This window comes from Gilliamella sp. BG1 (assembly GCF_046635625.1).
GTDB lineage: Bacteria > Pseudomonadota > Gammaproteobacteria > Enterobacterales > Orbaceae > Gilliamella > Gilliamella bombi.
Window position 1 is genome coordinate 103,799 of record NZ_JBIDFG010000006.1, and the last position, 16,209, is coordinate 120,007.

The 16,209-nt window shown below is 34.5% G+C and carries 14 protein-coding genes and 1 pseudogene; 9 read left to right on the forward strand and 6 right to left on the reverse strand.

The window, feature by feature from the left end; all coding sequences use genetic code 11:
• Positions 1 to 26 precede the first annotated feature (26 nt).
• Both nagA and nagB read right to left on the reverse strand, forming a co-directional pair.
• A complete protein-coding gene (gene nagA / locus ACGH80_RS04305; protein WP_065590749.1) occupies positions 27 to 1,169 on the reverse strand; it encodes an N-acetylglucosamine-6-phosphate deacetylase in 1,143 nt (380 codons plus the stop codon).
• Positions 1,170 to 1,180: 11 nt separating this feature from the next.
• The gene (gene nagB / locus ACGH80_RS04310) at positions 1,181 to 1,987 is read right to left on the reverse strand and encodes a glucosamine-6-phosphate deaminase (protein WP_034910836.1); all 807 of its coding nucleotides are present in this window, start codon (positions 1,985 to 1,987) and stop codon (positions 1,181 to 1,183) included.
• 249 nt (positions 1,988 to 2,236) lie between these two features.
• Between nagB and nagE the strand changes: the two genes are divergently transcribed.
• Positions 2,237 to 3,727: an N-acetylglucosamine-specific PTS transporter subunit IIBC gene (gene nagE / locus ACGH80_RS04315; protein ID WP_174799279.1), complete on the forward strand. Its 1,491-nt coding sequence runs from the start codon at positions 2,237 to 2,239 to the stop codon at positions 3,725 to 3,727.
• 255 nt (positions 3,728 to 3,982) lie between these two features.
• Here nagE and tusC read toward each other — a convergent pair whose 3' ends face one another.
• The 3 genes from tusC to fkpA are packed head-to-tail and all read right to left on the reverse strand — an operon-like array spanning position 3,983 to position 5,509.
• Positions 3,983 to 4,336 (reverse strand): sulfurtransferase complex subunit TusC, encoded by a 354-nt coding sequence (tusC, locus tag ACGH80_RS04320; protein WP_296301218.1) that lies wholly within the window; start codon positions 4,334 to 4,336, stop codon positions 3,983 to 3,985.
• Positions 4,337 to 4,350: 14 nt separating this feature from the next.
• Complete coding sequence (tusD, locus tag ACGH80_RS04325; RefSeq protein WP_366941233.1) at positions 4,351 to 4,716, reverse strand: sulfurtransferase complex subunit TusD; 366 nt, start codon at positions 4,714 to 4,716, stop codon at positions 4,351 to 4,353.
• A gap of 4 nt (positions 4,717 to 4,720) precedes the next feature.
• Complete coding sequence (gene fkpA / locus ACGH80_RS04330; protein WP_174799277.1) at positions 4,721 to 5,509, reverse strand: FKBP-type peptidyl-prolyl cis-trans isomerase; 789 nt, start codon at positions 5,507 to 5,509, stop codon at positions 4,721 to 4,723.
• Positions 5,510 to 5,737: 228 nt separating this feature from the next.
• Here fkpA and fabZ point away from each other — a divergent pair, with 228 nt between their 5' ends.
• From fabZ to rnhB, 4 genes are read left to right on the forward strand one after another with little or no spacing between them, the layout of a single operon-like run.
• Entirely contained in the window at positions 5,738 to 6,184 is a 447-nt protein-coding gene (gene fabZ / locus ACGH80_RS04335) for a 3-hydroxyacyl-ACP dehydratase FabZ (protein WP_174799276.1), read from the forward strand.
• Between the two features lie 44 nt (positions 6,185 to 6,228).
• Positions 6,229 to 7,008: an acyl-ACP--UDP-N-acetylglucosamine O-acyltransferase gene (gene lpxA, locus ACGH80_RS04340; RefSeq protein WP_174799275.1), complete on the forward strand. Its 780-nt coding sequence runs from the start codon at positions 6,229 to 6,231 to the stop codon at positions 7,006 to 7,008.
• Positions 7,008 to 8,150, forward strand: coding sequence for a lipid-A-disaccharide synthase (gene lpxB, locus ACGH80_RS04345; protein ID WP_174799274.1), 1,143 nt, complete (start codon positions 7,008 to 7,010; stop codon positions 8,148 to 8,150). The genes lpxA and lpxB overlap by 1 nt, the downstream gene beginning before the upstream one ends.
• Before the next feature lie 33 nt (positions 8,151 to 8,183).
• Positions 8,184 to 8,774: a ribonuclease HII gene (rnhB, locus tag ACGH80_RS04350; RefSeq protein ID WP_174799273.1), complete on the forward strand. Its 591-nt coding sequence runs from the start codon at positions 8,184 to 8,186 to the stop codon at positions 8,772 to 8,774.
• A 248-nt stretch (positions 8,775 to 9,022) separates the two neighbouring features.
• Here the strand turns inward: rnhB and ACGH80_RS04355 are convergent.
• Positions 9,023 to 9,480, reverse strand: a pseudogene (locus tag ACGH80_RS04355) (transposase); the annotation flags it as partial.
• A gap of 159 nt (positions 9,481 to 9,639) precedes the next feature.
• Here ACGH80_RS04355 and recC point away from each other — a divergent pair.
• The 4 genes from recC (at position 9,640) to ACGH80_RS04375 (ending at position 16,208) form a co-directional block, all read left to right on the forward strand.
• A complete protein-coding gene (gene recC, locus ACGH80_RS04360) occupies positions 9,640 to 12,849 on the forward strand; it encodes an exodeoxyribonuclease V subunit gamma (RefSeq protein WP_174799272.1) in 3,210 nt (1,069 codons plus the stop codon).
• 14 nt (positions 12,850 to 12,863) lie between these two features.
• Positions 12,864 to 13,643, forward strand: a complete 780-nt coding sequence (locus tag ACGH80_RS04365) for a TatD family hydrolase (RefSeq protein WP_411578417.1) — start codon at positions 12,864 to 12,866, stop codon at positions 13,641 to 13,643.
• Positions 13,644 to 13,710: 67 nt separating this feature from the next.
• Positions 13,711 to 14,676, forward strand: a complete 966-nt coding sequence (panS, locus tag ACGH80_RS04370; protein ID WP_174799270.1) for a ketopantoate/pantoate/pantothenate transporter PanS — start codon at positions 13,711 to 13,713, stop codon at positions 14,674 to 14,676.
• A 128-nt stretch (positions 14,677 to 14,804) separates the two neighbouring features.
• On the forward strand, positions 14,805 to 16,208 hold the full coding sequence (locus ACGH80_RS04375; RefSeq protein ID WP_174799269.1) for a DHA2 family efflux MFS transporter permease subunit: 1,404 nt from the start codon (positions 14,805 to 14,807) through the stop codon (positions 16,206 to 16,208).
• The last annotated feature ends 1 nt before the right edge of the window (position 16,209 follow it).

The following is a 16,209-nucleotide window of genomic DNA, read 5'->3' on the forward strand; positions in this document are numbered from 1 at the left end:
ATATTTTTCATTAACTATCTGATATTCTAGCGACTCACTTCTCCATTAACAACAGTTTTAATTATTGTAAAGTCACGATTAAATACAACAAGGTTTGCAATTTTACCCTCACTAATACTACCAAGATCTTTATCCACACCGATTGCTTTGGCAGGATATAGCGTTGCCATTCTTAACGCTTCATCTAGTGCAATACCGACATATTCAACTGTGTTTTTTACGGCTTCAATCATGGTTAATGATGAACCACCCAATGTGCCATTTTCATCAACACAGCGACCATCTTTATAATAAATGGTTTTACCTGCAAATACTCCCGACTCTAAATTAGAAGCGGCAAGTAGCATAGCGTCAGTAACTAAAATTAAATGATCTTGTTTTATTTTGTGACTATTGCGAATATTTGCCCAACTAACATGTTGACCATCAGCAATGATACCAACATAAACTTCTGGTTCATCATAAATTGCGCCAACTACACCAGGCTCTCGCCCTGAAATATAAGGCATAGCATTAAATAGATGCGTTCCTAAACGAATGCCATCATTAAAGCCACGACGGCAGTCATCATAATGACCATTTGAATGACCAACCGAAACATGAATGCCTGCATTAACCAATTGCTTGATGAAATGGCTTTCAACTCTTTCTGGCGCTAAAGTAATGATTTTAATTACATCAGCATTTTCGCAAAGGAAATTAATCATTTCTTTTGACGGCTGTCGAATAATATTTTCGTCATGAATTCCTTTTTTTTCAGGGCTGATATAAGGTCCTTCAAGATGCAATCCAAGTGCTTGATTAGGATGCGTAGCTAAGTATTCACGCATCACTTCAACTGCCTTTATCATAAATTCATCAGTTGATGTAATTAATGTAGGCAAATAGCTAGTACAGCCAGAAATAAGATTTGTGGCCTGCATGGCTTCTAATGTTTCAACGCTCAGTGCATCAAACGTTTCATTAAATTGCACACCACCACAACCATTAACTTGGATATCAATAAATCCAGGTGCAACAAGTGCACCTTGTAAATTTTCAATTTTGATATCTGTAGGTAATTCGTTTTGTTTACAGACTTTTGTAATTTTATCTCCATCAATAATAACAGCGTGGTTATCAAGGATCTCATAGCCTGTATAAAAACGGCAATTTGTTAATGCATACATTGAATTATCCTTTATAAAACGGTCACTTTAAGATTATCAGCTTCCATTTGTTTAAAATATTTTAGTGTTTTCACTTTAAGATCATCAGTACTTGGTTCATCACAAACAATAATTGATGCAGGATGCATTTGTAGTGCAGTGACAGTCCAAAGGTGATTAACAGATCCTTCAACACCAGCTTGTAATGCTAAACTTTTGTTATGACCACAAACTAATAAAATAACTTCCTGTGCATCCATTAAAGTTGCAACACCAATGGTTAACGCATGTTTTGGTACTTGATTCACATCATTATCAAAAAAGCGAGAATTAGCAATGCGTGTATCTTCAGTTAATGTTTTGATGCGTGTACGTGAACAAAGTGAAGATCCTGGTTCATTAAAAGCGATATGTCCATCTTGACCTACCCCCCCAACAAAGATATTAATTTTGCCGTAAGCTTTGATCTTGGCTTCATATTGACGGCACTCTTGATCAATATCTGGCGCATTACCATTTAATATATGGATATTGTTTTTATCAATATCAATATGATTGAAAAAATTTTCGTACATAAATGTGTGGTAGCTTTGTGGATGCTCTTCTGGAATACCAACATATTCATCCATATTAAAGGTTACAACATGTTTAAAGCTGACGTTACCTGCTTTATATTGTTTAATCAATTGTTGATACATAACTAATGGTGAACTACCTGTTGGCAGCCCCAATAAAAATGGACGATCTGCGGTAGGTTTAAACTCATTAATTTTATTAACAATGCGCTGTGCAACCCAGGCACCGACTTCTTGTGCATTTTCTAAGGGAATAAGTCTCATGTGCTGTTACCTCTTGTGATATAATTAAAAACTTTTTTCTTGAAATAAAATATGTTGTCTTTATTTTACTATATTAAACTAATTAATCAAAAAAAATGGTGATTTAAATCACAAAAAGAGAATAATTAATTTGCGAAGTAAAATAAATAATATAGAGTGGAATAATAATACTTAATTATCATCACTTAAAGATGTAAAATTTTATTACTTTTTATTATATACCCCTAATAACTATATGAGGTTAAACTTATGGGAATTTTAGCTTATATGCAACGTATCGGGCGTTCATTGATGGTACCTGTGGCAGTTCTACCAGCTGCTGCAATACTACTAGGAATTGGATATTGGATCGATCCTAATGGTTGGGGGCAAAATAGTATTGTAGCCGCTTTTTTAATTAAATCTGGCGGAGCAATTATTGATAATATGCCAATACTTTTTGCTATTGGTGTGGCTTATGGTATGTCTAAAGATAAAGATGGTGCAGCCGCACTTGCTGGGTTAGTTGGCTTTTTAGTGGTTACAACTTTACTGTCTCCTAGTTCGATTGCACTATTTAGTGGTATTGATACAAAAGCAGAAAATTGGTTAGAAAAAGTTCCTGCTGCATACCAAAAAATAAATAACCAATTTATTGGTATTCTCGTTGGTATTATTTCAGCTGAACTTTACAATCGTTTTAGTCAAGTGGAATTACATAAAGCATTAGCATTTTTTAGTGGTAAAAGGCTAGTGCCTATTATCGTATCGATAGTTATGTTATTGGTTTCTGCTGTTTTATATTTTATCTGGCCATCTATTTATGATGCATTAGTTGCTTTTGGTAAATATATTAAAGATTTAGGTTCAGTGGGTGCTGGTATTTATGGGTTCTTCAATCGTCTATTAATTCCTGTTGGTTTACATCATGCACTTAATTCTGTTTTTTGGTTTGACGTTGCAGGTATTAATGATATTCCAACTTTTTTAGGTGGACAAAAGTCAATTGATGATGGATTAGCTACAATTGGTATTACGGGTCGTTACCAAGCTGGATTCTTCCCAATTATGATGTTTGGCTTACCAGGAGCTGCGTTAGCTATGTATCATACAGCAAAAAAAGGTAATAAGGATAAAACAGCTTCAATTATGTTAGCCGCTTCATTTGCTGCATTCTTTACTGGCGTTACTGAACCATTAGAATTTGCGTTTATGTTTGTTGCGCCATTACTTTATGTTTTACATGCTATTTTAGCTGGTATTTCACTTTATATTGCCGCAGCGATGCAATGGATTGCAGGATTTGGTTTTAGTGCTGGCTTAGTTGATATGTTACTTTCTAGTCGTAATCCACTTGCTGTACATTGGTATATGCTTATACTTCAGGGTTTAGTGTTCTTTGTTGTTTATTATGTTGCATTCCGCTTTGTTATTGTGAAATTTAATCTTAAAACACCAGGTCGTGAAGATGAAGTGGAAACAACCCAAAGTGAAACGAAAAAATCAACGCAAGGTAATACAGATACAACAAAAATTGCAGAGCAATATTTAGCAGTTGTTGGCGGTAAAGAAAACCTAACCAATATTGATTCTTGTATTACACGTTTGCGTTTAGGCGTTAATGATTCGGAGCTTATTGATGAACAAGCTGCTAAAGCCCTTGGTGCAATGGCAGTAATAAAATTAGGTAAAACAGGGGTACAAATTGTGGTTGGTCAGCAAGCAGAAAAGATTGCAGATCAAATGAAAAAGTTAGTTTAGTTAATTAAAATAAGAGTTAAATCAAATTAAACCATAATCTACTCCTATTTAAGTATAATGAAAAAATAGAGTGGATTATTTATTTGATTTAATCATATACAAAATACTATTAGCTTATTTATAAATACTAGAATGTATTTATAAATAATCAGAAAAATCAGATAAAATAAATAAAACAAATAGTCTTATTGAACGATTTTTATTTAGGTATAATGCCTATTATTGCAGTGTAATATGTTGTATTTTAGTCTAGAATTAGAATCGAAAAATTACATCTTGAAGAGTTAATAATTGAGTTAATAACTGATTATTAATGACTTTACTAGGAATATTATGAGGTATTTGAATTAGATTTCTCGATTTGAGTGAAGATTCACATACGTACACATCATCAATATCATAAAGCTCAAGCATATTAAAAGTTGCAATATAATCACGCATTAAAATTTTATGGGGTTGTTGTTCTGGTAATAAATGGAATACACCATCATCAATAAAAAAAACAGAAATGTGGTTAATGACTGATATGGCCAATGCTATATCAAGAGCTTCTCGGCCTTTGGCATTTCCGTGAGGTGGTGAGCTAATAATAATTGCTAATTTTTTCATTTCAGTATCTTAAGTTAAAACTGAATAGTTCGATCTGTTGTTGCAATTGATTCACTTAGTTCTCCAAGGCCCGTTAAATGAAAATAATCTGCGAGATTATTTTTAATAACGCCACGCCTCTGAGCGGCAGCAACACAAACAGTTAAAGTTAAAGGGTATGTTTTTGCTAATTCCTGCCATGCAGAGATTAAATCAAATTCATCATTAGCGGGATCAGTATAACTGTTGCCATTATAAACACCATCAGCATAAAAAAAGATATTTTTAATGGTATGGGGAGTCTGTGACAGTAAAACTTGTGCAAATTGATATGCACAATAAGCAGATTGGGTCCCATAAGCAGGACCCATAACAACAAGAGTATAACTCAATGAATCAATCAAGTTAGTTAACTTGTTGTTCTTGATTTTGAGCTGGCTCTTGATTTTTATCATTTTTATCCCCATCAATGCCAAGCAATTCAACTTCAAAAATTAAAGTTGATGCAGGTTGGATTCCAGCTTTACCTTCTTGACCTGGAAGACTTTGGTCACCATAAGCTAAATCAGGTGGTACAACAAGTTTGATTTTTCCACCAATTCCGATCAACTGAATTCCTTCTGTCCAACCTTTGATAACAGCATTTAGTGGAAATGTTGCTGGTTCACCTCGATCATAAGAACTATCGAATTTACGTCCGTCAGTTAGTGTTCCTGTATAATGAACAATAACTGTATCTTGAGTTGTTGGATGACGATCTGAACCTTCTTGAGTGATTTGATAAAGTAACCCTGATTTTGTTTGTTTTACTCCATCTTGTTTAGCAAATTCTGCACGGAATTTCTCACCAGATGCTGTATTTTCAGTTTTTTCTTTTTCAAAGCGCTCTTTGTTTTCTTTTTGGATTCTTTTACCAAATTCATCTAAGATGGTTTTCACTTCATCTTTTGAAAGTTGAGAGGCATCGCGGAAAGTTTCATTAAAGCCACTGATTAAATATTCTTGGTCTGGTTTAATTTCATTTTGTTCTAAATTTGACTTCATGTATGTTGCAAATGATGAACCTAATGCATATGCTTCCTTTTGTGCATCAGTTGAAATTGTTACTTTATTTGATGAATTTTTTTCATCACAACCAGCTAATGTTAATACAATTGCGCTGCTTACTAACGTCATTTTAATCAATGATTTCATTCTACTTCTCCAGATTATAAACTTTTTGGGTAATTATCTTAGTTATTATATCTGATTTGATATAAGATAATAAGGGTTTACAAATCATTTATTTTATAAATCTATAGTAATCCATAGATAATATATTAAGGAAAGCATCTTTTGCAATTTAAATCATCCTTGAGTGAAAGTGGTATCCTCAGTTATAATGTTAAAAATTTATAGTAATAATGTATAAGGATAGCTATTTTGACTACCGAACTTAATACCCTTGATGTTGAAGAAATCATCAGCCTGTTACCTCATCGTTATCCGTTTTTAATGGTTGATAGAGTTCTTAGTTACGAGAAAGGTAAAACACTAAAAGCGATAAAAAATGTTACTGTGAATGAGCCATTTTTTCAGGGGCACTTTCCAAATAAACCCATTTTTCCTGGTGTTTTGATTTTAGAAGCAATGGCCCAAGCGACAGGAATATTGGCTTTCAAAAGCATTGAAGAGCTATCACCAGGTCAACTTTATTATTTTGCTTCCATTGATAAAGCTCGTTTTAAACGTCCTGTTGTACCAGGAGATCAACTTATTCTAGATGTTGAATATATTAAAGAACGTCGTGGTATTGCATTATTCCATGGTGTTGCAACTGTCGATGGTAAGTTAGTTTGTGAAGCTGAAATGATGTGTGCCCGTAAATAATCGTTTTTTAGCATTTCCCCCCAAAACAGTATTAAGGAATAACTATGGCAATGGAGATACATCCAAGCACAGTGATTGAAAAGGGAGCAAAAATTGGCGATAACGTCAGAATTGGTCCGTTTTGCTTTATTGGTGAGAATGTTGAAATTGGTGACGGTACTTTTTTAAAATCACACGTTGTTATCAATGGTCACACAAAAATTGGTAAAGATAACCAAATCTATCAATTTGTTTCGATTGGTGAGGTAAACCAAGATTTAAAATATCGTGGAGAGCCAACACGCACTGAAATTGGTGATCGTAATATGATTCGTGAAAGCGTAACTATTCACCGTGGCACTATTCAAGGTGGTGAATTAACGCGAATTGGTAGTGATAATTTATTGATGATTAATGCACATGTTGCTCACGATTGTCATATTGGTGATCATTGTATTTTAGCAAATAATGCCACTTTAGGTGGGCATGTTCAATTAGATGATTATGTAATTATTGGCGGAATGACAGCCGTTCATCAATTTTGTGTGATCGGATCACATGTTATGGTTGGTGGTTGTTCAGGTGTTGCTCAGGATGTTCCACCTTATGTTATTGCCCAAGGTAATCATGCAACACCTCATGGCGTAAATTATGAAGGCTTAAAACGTAGAGGGTTTAGCAAAGATGCTTTGCAGGCGATTCGCAATAGTTATAAAATCCTTTATCGAAATGGCTTATCGTTTGAAGAGGCAAAAGTTGAAATTGAAACCATTGCCAAGCAACACTCTGAAATCCAATTGTTTATTGACTTTTTTGCCCGTTCAACGCGTGGCATCATCCGTTAATGGCTAATGAAACAGTAGTCATTGCATTAGTCGCAGGAGAAGCCTCGGGCGATATTCTTGGAGCAGGATTGATTCGTGCGCTAAAAAATTACCATTCTAATATTGAATTTGTAGGTATAGCGGGTCCGAAAATGCAAGCCGAAGGCTGTAAAGCTTGGTACGAAATGGATGAATTATCGGTCATGGGAATTGTTGAAGTATTGGGTCGATTACGCCGTATTTTATCTATTCGCCGAGATATCACTAAACGCCTAGTTAAACTCAAACCCGATATATTTATTGGTGTTGATGCTCCCGATTTTAATCTTTCCCTAGAAGGAAAATTAAAGCAAGCTGGCATTAAAACGATTCATTATGTTAGTCCATCTGTTTGGGCTTGGAAGCAAAAACGCGTTTTCAAAATTAAGCGTAATACTAATCTTATTTTAGCCTTTTTACCTTTTGAAAAAGTCTTTTATGATAAGTTTGATGTTCCTTGTCGCTTTATTGGGCATAAGATGGCGGATGATATTCCTTTAAATCCAGATCAAACAACTATGCGTCAACAATTAGGTGTTCCCTTAAATAGCCTTTGTTTATCATTATTACCAGGTAGCCGTCATGCTGAAGTGACATTATTATCAGCACCTTTTTTAAAAGCAGCAAAGCTATTGCGAGAGCGTTATCCTAATATACATATTCTAGTGCCTTTAGTTAATGCTAAAAGACAAAAAGAATTTGAACAAATCAAAGCTCAAGTTGCACCAGAACTTAAAATACAGTTACTACATGGTCAAGCCCGTGAAGCGATGATTGCAAGTAATGCAGCAATCTTAGCATCGGGGACTGTGGCATTAGAATGTATGTTAACTAAGTGTCCAATGGTAGTTGGGTACAAAATGAAAGCATTCACTTTTTGGTTAGCTAAAAAATTAATTAAAACGCCTTATGTGTCTTTACCTAATATTTTAGCCGGTAAAGAGATTGTACCTGAATTGTTGCAACAAGATTGCACACCAGAAAATATCGCCAACTGTATTATCCCTTTTTTAGAAGGGGATAATTCAGTATTGAAAGACACCTTTCTATCTTTGCATAAACAAATCCGTTGTAATGCTGATGAACAAGCTGCACAAGCTGTATTGGATGTTTTAAATAAATGATATCCTAATGATAATGTTAGAGGATTTACCTTGTTGTTAGAATTTACTTACCCCGATGCTACATTAATTGCTGGTGTCGACGAAGTTGGACGAGGTCCACTTTGTGGCGATGTTGTTACGGCTGCAGTTATTTTAGATCCTAACAAGCCCATTAAAGGCTTAACTGATTCTAAAAAACTAACCAAAAAAAAACGAGAACATCTATTTGATATTATCAAACAAGATGCTTTAGCTTGGAGTGTTGCAAGAGCATCTGTGGACGAAATTGATAAATTAAATATATTACATGCTTCCATGCTTGCTATGCAGCGAGCTGTATCTAAATTACCTATTAACCCCGATTTTGTATTAGTTGACGGCAATCGTTGCCCCGATTTTGGTATACAAACACAAGCTGTAGTTAAAGGCGATTTATTAGTGCCAGAAATCAGTGCTGCGTCTATTTTAGCTAAAGTTACACGCGATCGTGAAATGGTTGAGCTTGATAAATTATATCCACAGTATGGACTTGCTAAACACAAAGGTTATCCAACTAAAGCGCATTTAGCTGCAATAAAGGAACATGGTATTAATCATTTATACCGTAAAAGTTTTGGACCAGTTAAGAGTTTAATATTATTTTAATTCACCATTGTTTATCAAGCGTTGTCAGCAATTGTGAGTTAAAAATAGAAACTGGTAAAATGACCATTTCTTGATAAGGAATTTTGTTTCCATTTCACGGCAGACGATGAAAGATTAAAATCTTTGATGGTTTGTAATTGGCCAATTTTCAATTTAAGTGCCTTATCATAAATTATTTTCCAAACTAATTGCTTTAATTTAGCAATTTCGCTATTAGGGTCTGTTGATCTTTTGTGTTCATATATTAATCAATAATACATTGGTAGCCACATAAGTATAAATGCCAGCAATAACATGCAGGCATAATTGCTTTCTAATTTATCATATCTTTTTGATATTGAACGATACTGCTTAATTATGTCAAACGTATTTTTAATTAAATGGCGATATTTATACATATATCAATCCATGCTATTAACAGAAAGGTGGATTTTAGTTGAGTTTCCTCCATAGTTTTTTCCTATCTGTTCTTAATGCTGAGTTGGTGAATTTTGAGCTATGTTGATGCGCTCACATAATAGAATCATCGAGGAAAGCCCATTCGAGATTAGCTATACTTAATAATTTTTTGATAATATATTAATATGCCTTTTCTAGACCATAAATTAAAACGTCTATAGACTGTATTCCATTAACCAAATATAGTTGATTAATTTCGCCAAGGAATACCCGTTCTCATTCGGAATCGTATTCCTTCAAATGTCATTATGCCATTTAAAAAATTACCATCAAAGATAACCTCCCCATTCATTATTACTCGTTAATGGCTATCTTACTTATAAAATTGATACTAGAATAGCAACTAGATTTATTAATAACGATCAGCGATAATCTTAACCCAATCTTACTAATAATTAGTGTTGTTATGTTTACCATTTATCATTCAAATCAAGTCGATTTACTCAAAACATTATTGAGTGAATTGATGCGCAGGCAACCATTAGAGGAGGTGTTTACACCTGATATAGTCATGGTGCAAAGCCAAGGTATGGCACAATGGTTGCAAATTGCGTTAGCGGATGAACTTGGTATCGTGGCTAATGTTGATTTTCTTTTTCCAACTCAGTTTATTTGGCAACTTTATCAAGTCTTGTTACCAGAGGCGCCAATTGAAAATAGCTTTAATGTTGAATCAATGAGTTGGCGTTTGTATTATTTGTTACCTCAAGTTATTAAACAACCTGAGTTTAGCGCGCTTAAACATTATCTTGATATTGATAAGCAAGATAAAAAACGGTATCAGCTTGCAACGCGTATTGCACGATTATTTGACCAATATTTAGTTTACCGTCCAGATTGGCTAGCAAAATGGGAGGCAAACCAGACTGTTGCCGAATTGAATCATCATTCTGATGAAACGTGGCAAGCGGAGTTGTGGCGAAAACTAATATCAATTAGCCAACCTTATCATCGCGCTAATATTTATCAACAAATGCTTGAAATGTTATTAAATAATAACTTTGAACGTTCACGTTTAGATGCATTACCTAACCGTATTTTTATTTTTGGTATTACTTCTCTTCCTCCTATTTATCTTTCGCTACTTTCAGCACTTGGCCAACATATTGATGTCCATTTAATGTTTAATAATCCGTGTAAATGGTATTGGGGCGATATTGCTGAAAAACAGTTGTCAGATATATTAAATACACCCGATAAAATACCCAATCCTCTGTTAACCTCATGGGGAAAACTTGGGCGTGATAATCTATTTTTGTTACAAGAATTTAATAATAAGCAAGATATTGAAGCGTTTGCCGATCAGGATCGTTCTTGTCTATTACATGCTATTCAGCAAGATATTTTAGAACTGTATCAAACCGATTTTGATAATAAAACTTTTGCCGTAACAGATAAGTCGATTTCGTTTCATGCCTGCCATAGTGAACAACGTGAAGTTGAGGTATTGTATGACTACCTGCTATCGGTTTTTGATGCAGATCCTACGCTGGAGTTGCGCGATTGCATAGTTATGGTATCAGATATTGATAAGTATGTTCCTTATATTCGAGCCGTCTTTGGTAATGCTGTTGAAAAGCGCTATTTACCTTTTACTATTTCAGATCAAAAAGCACGAAATATCGATCCTATCGTTCAAGGCTTTTTTGCCATTTTAAATTTTCCAAATAGTCGATTTAAAGCAGAAGAACTATTTAATTTACTTGAAATCCCTGCTATTGCCGAAAAATTCGCTATTAACGAATCTCAATTAACCTTGTTGCGAACTTGGATTGTTGAGTCAGGCATTCGTTTTGGACTTGATAGTGCACATAGTTGGTTATTTGGGCTTGAGCGGTTATTACTCGGTTACACGATGAACAGTGAACAAGGCGGTTGGCAACAAATATTACCTTATGAGGGTGCAACAGGTTTAGATGCCGAATTAATAGGCCAATTAGCCGAATTTATTAAAGTTGTAAGTAAGTGGTTTGCTATCTTAAATGAAGAAAAACCGCTAATTAATTGGCAACCTTGTTGCCTTGAATTAATCAATGACTTTTTTGTAAGTAATGTTCAACGTGAATCCATTTTATTGATGATCGAAGAAGAATGGCAAGAACTGATTAATAGTGGATTATCGGCTTGTTATACAGATAATATTTCTATCACTATTCTACATGATGCTATGCAATCACGCTTAGAGCAAAATCATTTAGCGCATCGTTTTTTAGTTGGTAAGATAAATTTTTGTACCATGATGCCAATGCGTTCTATTCCATTTAAAGTTGTTTGTTTACTTGGTATGAATGACGGCGATTATCCAAGAACGTCTCTTCCACTTGATTTTGATTTAATCGCACAACATCCAAGACGAGGGGATCGTAGCCGTCGCACAGATGATCGTTACCTTTTTTTAGAAGCAATTTTATCTGCGCAAAAACAGTTGTATATCAGTTATATTGGTCGCGATATGAAAGATAATAGTGAACGTTATCCTTCTATACTTGTTGATGAGTTTTGGGAATATATTGGCCAATATTATGGCAAGGCTAAAAATAATACAGATGGCACTACAAATAGCTTAGATTTTTTACGTGTAAACCATACACGCACACCGTTTAATCCCCAAAATTTTTTACAAGAACCCAAAAGCTATGCCGATGAGTGGTTACCTGCAGCATTGCAACAAGGTGAAAGTCAGTTATTTATTAGTGAAATACCAATTATTAGTATAGATAATATTAATCTTGATGAATTAAAACGATTTTACCAGCACTCTATTAGGCTATTTTTACAAAAACGGTTTAATTTTTATATAAATTATCTGGATGATACCTTACCAGATGCCGAAAACTTTAATCTTGATAGCTTAAAGCGCTATCAATTAAACTTACAGATTTTAAATGAATTAATTGCCAATAGATCGCAACAATCAGATGATTTCTATCAACGATTAGCGTTAACAGGTGACTTACCAGATGGTGCGTTTGGTGAAATTATTTATGATAATCAACTTGAATCACTGCAACCTTTGGCCAATAAAGTTGAGCAAGAACGTTTAGTTATGACAACGCAAGAAGTTAATTTAACCATTTCATCTAATGATCAACATTACCAATTACAAGGTTGGTTAACTCACATTCAAGACGATGGTATATTGACATGGCGACCGTCAAAGCTTTCGATTCGCGATGGTATTTCGTTGTGGATTGATCATTTGATTTATTGCATTTTAAATCCTGATAAAATTGATAGTCAAAGTCGTATGTATGGTCGGGACGATAATGAATGGCGATTTTCACATTTAAATGCAGATCAGGCTTTAGCCATATTAACTAATTTAGTTGAAGGCTATCTGCAAGGTATCAATGAACCATTATTAATGCCATTAAAAAGTTCGTGGAGTTGGTTAATTACAGCTTATGATAAAAAAACAGGTCAGATTATCGCTAGTGAAAGAGCTATCAATCAACTTTTAAATTCATGGCAAGGCGGATTTAACCAATCCGCCGAGTGTGACAGTTATTATACTCGTCTTTATCCTGAGTTAACCGATACACTGATTGAACAAATTATATTTACTGCTGAGCGATTTTTATTGCCAATTTTATTACATCAAACAACGGCAGAATAAGAGGCATTAGCATTATGTTTATTGATACACATTGTCATTTTGATTTTCCACCTTTTAGTGATTTTCTTGCTGATTCAATAAATAAGATTCGCCAAGCGAATATCGTTGGGTTAATTATACCCGCAGTTAGTGCTAACTATTTTGATGCTGTTTTACAACTTACGAATAAATACCATGAACTTTATGCCGCTTTGGGGTTGCATCCTATCTATCAACATACTATGGCTGATTTAGAACTATTAACCAATATTGTTAAAACAAAACCTAAAAAATTAGTTGCCATTGGTGAAATCGGGCTCGATCGCTACGATTTAAGTATCGATTGGCAACAACAATTATTATTTTTTAGGTCGCAATTAACAATTGCCAAACAGTTTGATTTGCCCGTTTTAATACATTCACGCAAAGCGCACGATATTATGTACCGTGAATTACACAAGGCCAATTTACCTTGTCGTGGCGTCATACATGGATTTTCAGGTAGCTATCAACAAGCCATGCAATTTGTTAAGCTGGGTTATTATATTGGTGTAGGTGGCGTAATTAGTTATGAACGTGCGAATAAAACTCGCAATACAATTGCTCAATTACCACTTAGCAGCCTAGTACTTGAAACAGATGCGCCCGACATGCCATTAAGTGGGCGTCAAGGTCAAGCAAATCGCCCTGAATATATCACTGAGGTTTTTAAAATATTGACACAATTACGCACTGAATCACCAGAACACATACTTAACACAATTTTAACAAATACCTTGACGCTATTTAGTGGAATCAATAGAATAAAAATTTAACAAGCAACTAAAATAAATTTACTATTATTATGAAGTTATTTTAGTAAACCAACGACAGTAGGTTTATATGGCTAGACAATTGAATCAACTATTTGCTCAATCTATTTCCTCCCTCACCCGATTATTTCCTTTGTGGGCAGTTTTGTGTGCGGTTATGGCCTATTTTTCTCCTGATACTTTTACACCTATACGTCCCTATACATCACAATTACTCATGTTTGTGATGTTCACCATGGGAGTTACATTAAGTATTGATGATTTTAGACGTGTAGTCACCAAACCTAAAGCGGTGGTTATTTGTACTTTGTTACATTACATTGTTATGCCGTTAACTGCTCTAATTTTATCAAAACTGTTTACAATGAGACCAGAACTATTGGTTGGCATGGTGTTAGTTGGAAGCGTAGCTAGCGGAACAGCATCAAATGTGATGATTTATCTTGCCAAAGGTGATGTTGCATTGTCTGTTACAATTTCATCTGTTTCGACACTTGTGGGGGTAGTTATAACACCACTGATAACACTACTATTAGTTGGAACAACAGTTGAAGTCCCTGTTTGGGGAATGCTTGTACATATTGTACAGATTGTACTAATACCGATTATATTAGGATTAATTGTTCACCATTTCTTAAATGCTATTGTTAAAAAATGTGAGCAATTTTTACCACTTTTATCAATGATTTGTATTTTATTAATTATTTGTATTGTAGTAGCAGGTAGCCATACTCAAATTGGCCAAGTGGGGGGCACTGTTATTTTTGCAGTTGTGATTCATAATGCGTTAGGATTGCTTGGTGGTTACTGGGGAGGACGTTTATTTGGTTTTGATGAATCAACCTGCAGAACCATGTCACTTGAAGTAGGAATGCAAAACTCTGCCCTTGCAGCTACTTTAGGCACCACCTACTTTTCAGCTTTATCAGCTCTACCTGCTGCAGTATTTTCTGTTTGGCACAATATTTCAGGTTCATTACTGGCTGGTTATTGGCAAGGTAAACCAGTAAAGAATAAGAAAAAATCCAATCATTAACAAATAATATTGTAAAATAGCATTCATCAGCTCTCTTTCTTAATCAACTCTAAGTAAGAGAGCTTAATTTTCTGAGCTTATATCCAACCGCTCCACTAGCATTTAAATTAATTTTAGGCCAAATTAAAATGAATAGCGAATTACAGTTACCACCGTTTGTCTATCGTATATTACCGTGGATTGCGGCGTTTGCATTCTTTATGCAATCACTTGATACCTCGATATTAAATACAGCTCTCCCCACTATGGCTAACGACCTCAATGAGTCCCCATTAAATATGCAATCAGCCGTGATAAGTTATGCTTTGACCCTTGCATTATTTATTCCTGTTAGTGGTTTTTTATCAGATAAATTTGGCACTAGAAATATTTTTGTCATGGCCGTTTCACTATTCACACTGGGCTCATTACTTTGCGCTTTATCTAATTCATTAATTTTTTTAGATATATCACGAGTGATCCAAGGTGTTGGTGGCTCGATGATGGTGCCTATATCACGTTTAGTATTGATAAAATCTTTTAAGCGTAGTGATTTTTTAGCTGCGTTAAATACAGCCACGATTCCTGGATTAATTGGTCCCGTTTTAGGGCCAGTATTGGGAGGATATCTAGTTGATATGGTAAGTTGGCACTGGGTGTTTTTTATTAATTTACCCATTGGTATTTTAGGTATAATAATTAGTTGGAAATACATGCCTAACTTAAAAGGCCAACACATGCCTTTTGATCTATTAGGCTTTATATTTATTGTTATTAGCTTTATTAGCGCCACTTTGAGTGTAGAGATTTTAAACCAAAATCAGACATATTATTGTCCATTACTACTTGCGACAATTAGTCTACTTTTTTTATTTATTTATCGTGAATATGCAAAAAAGAAACAAACTCCATTATTCCCACTATCGCTATTTAAAATCCGTACGTTCAAAATAGGAATTATCGGAAATTTAATTTGCCGATTAGGTATATCAGGAGTGCCTTTTCTTATTCCACTATTATTACAAGTGGGATTTGGTTATTCAGCTATTTTTGCCGGCATTATGTTGATGCCAATGGCCATTGCTTCAATTTGTACTCGAATCTTTATTCCACGTATTTTAGCACGTTTAGGTTACCGTTTCGTACTAGTTACTAATACAATTTTAGCTGGCATAATGATTATTTTAATGTCCGTATTAAATTTATCGACACCACTTATTCTTATCAGTTTATTGCTATTTTGTATCGGTGGAATCAACTCCATGCAATACACGTCCATGAATAGCATAACCTTAGCTAATCTAGAAAACGACAATACAAGTAGTGGCAATAGCTTAATGGCAGTAAATCAACAATTAGCAATTAGTTTTGGTACCGGATTGGGTGCTGTTTTATTACGCTTAATTAGCACCACAACAAGTACTATTCACTCATTTCAGTTAACATTTGTTATACTTGGTATGATTACCGTTTTATCAAGCATTATTTTTGCACAATTAAAAAAAGAAGACGGACAAAATCTAACCAATCATCAGCAAGAAATAAGGAGATAAA

Coding starts and splice junctions, on each gene's coding strand:
- nagA (WP_065590749.1), bottom strand. CDS start 1,169: ATGTATGCATTAACAAATTGCCGTTTTTATACAGGCTATGAGATCCTT.
- nagB (WP_034910836.1), bottom strand. CDS start 1,987: ATGAGACTTATTCCCTTAGAAAATGCACAAGAAGTCGGTGCCTGGGTT.
- nagE (WP_174799279.1), top strand. CDS start 2,237: ATGGGAATTTTAGCTTATATGCAACGTATCGGGCGTTCATTGATGGTA.
- tusC (WP_296301218.1), bottom strand. CDS start 4,336: ATGAAAAAATTAGCAATTATTATTAGCTCACCACCTCACGGAAATGCC.
- fkpA (WP_174799277.1), bottom strand. CDS start 5,509: ATGAAATCATTGATTAAAATGACGTTAGTAAGCAGCGCAATTGTATTA.
- lpxA (WP_174799275.1), top strand. CDS start 6,229: ATGGCAATGGAGATACATCCAAGCACAGTGATTGAAAAGGGAGCAAAA.
- lpxB (WP_174799274.1), top strand. CDS start 7,008: ATGGCTAATGAAACAGTAGTCATTGCATTAGTCGCAGGAGAAGCCTCG.
- recC (WP_174799272.1), top strand. CDS start 9,640: ATGTTTACCATTTATCATTCAAATCAAGTCGATTTACTCAAAACATTA.
- ACGH80_RS04365 (WP_411578417.1), top strand. CDS start 12,864: ATGTTTATTGATACACATTGTCATTTTGATTTTCCACCTTTTAGTGAT.
- panS (WP_174799270.1), top strand. CDS start 13,711: ATGGCTAGACAATTGAATCAACTATTTGCTCAATCTATTTCCTCCCTC.
- ACGH80_RS04375 (WP_174799269.1), top strand. CDS start 14,805: ATGAATAGCGAATTACAGTTACCACCGTTTGTCTATCGTATATTACCG.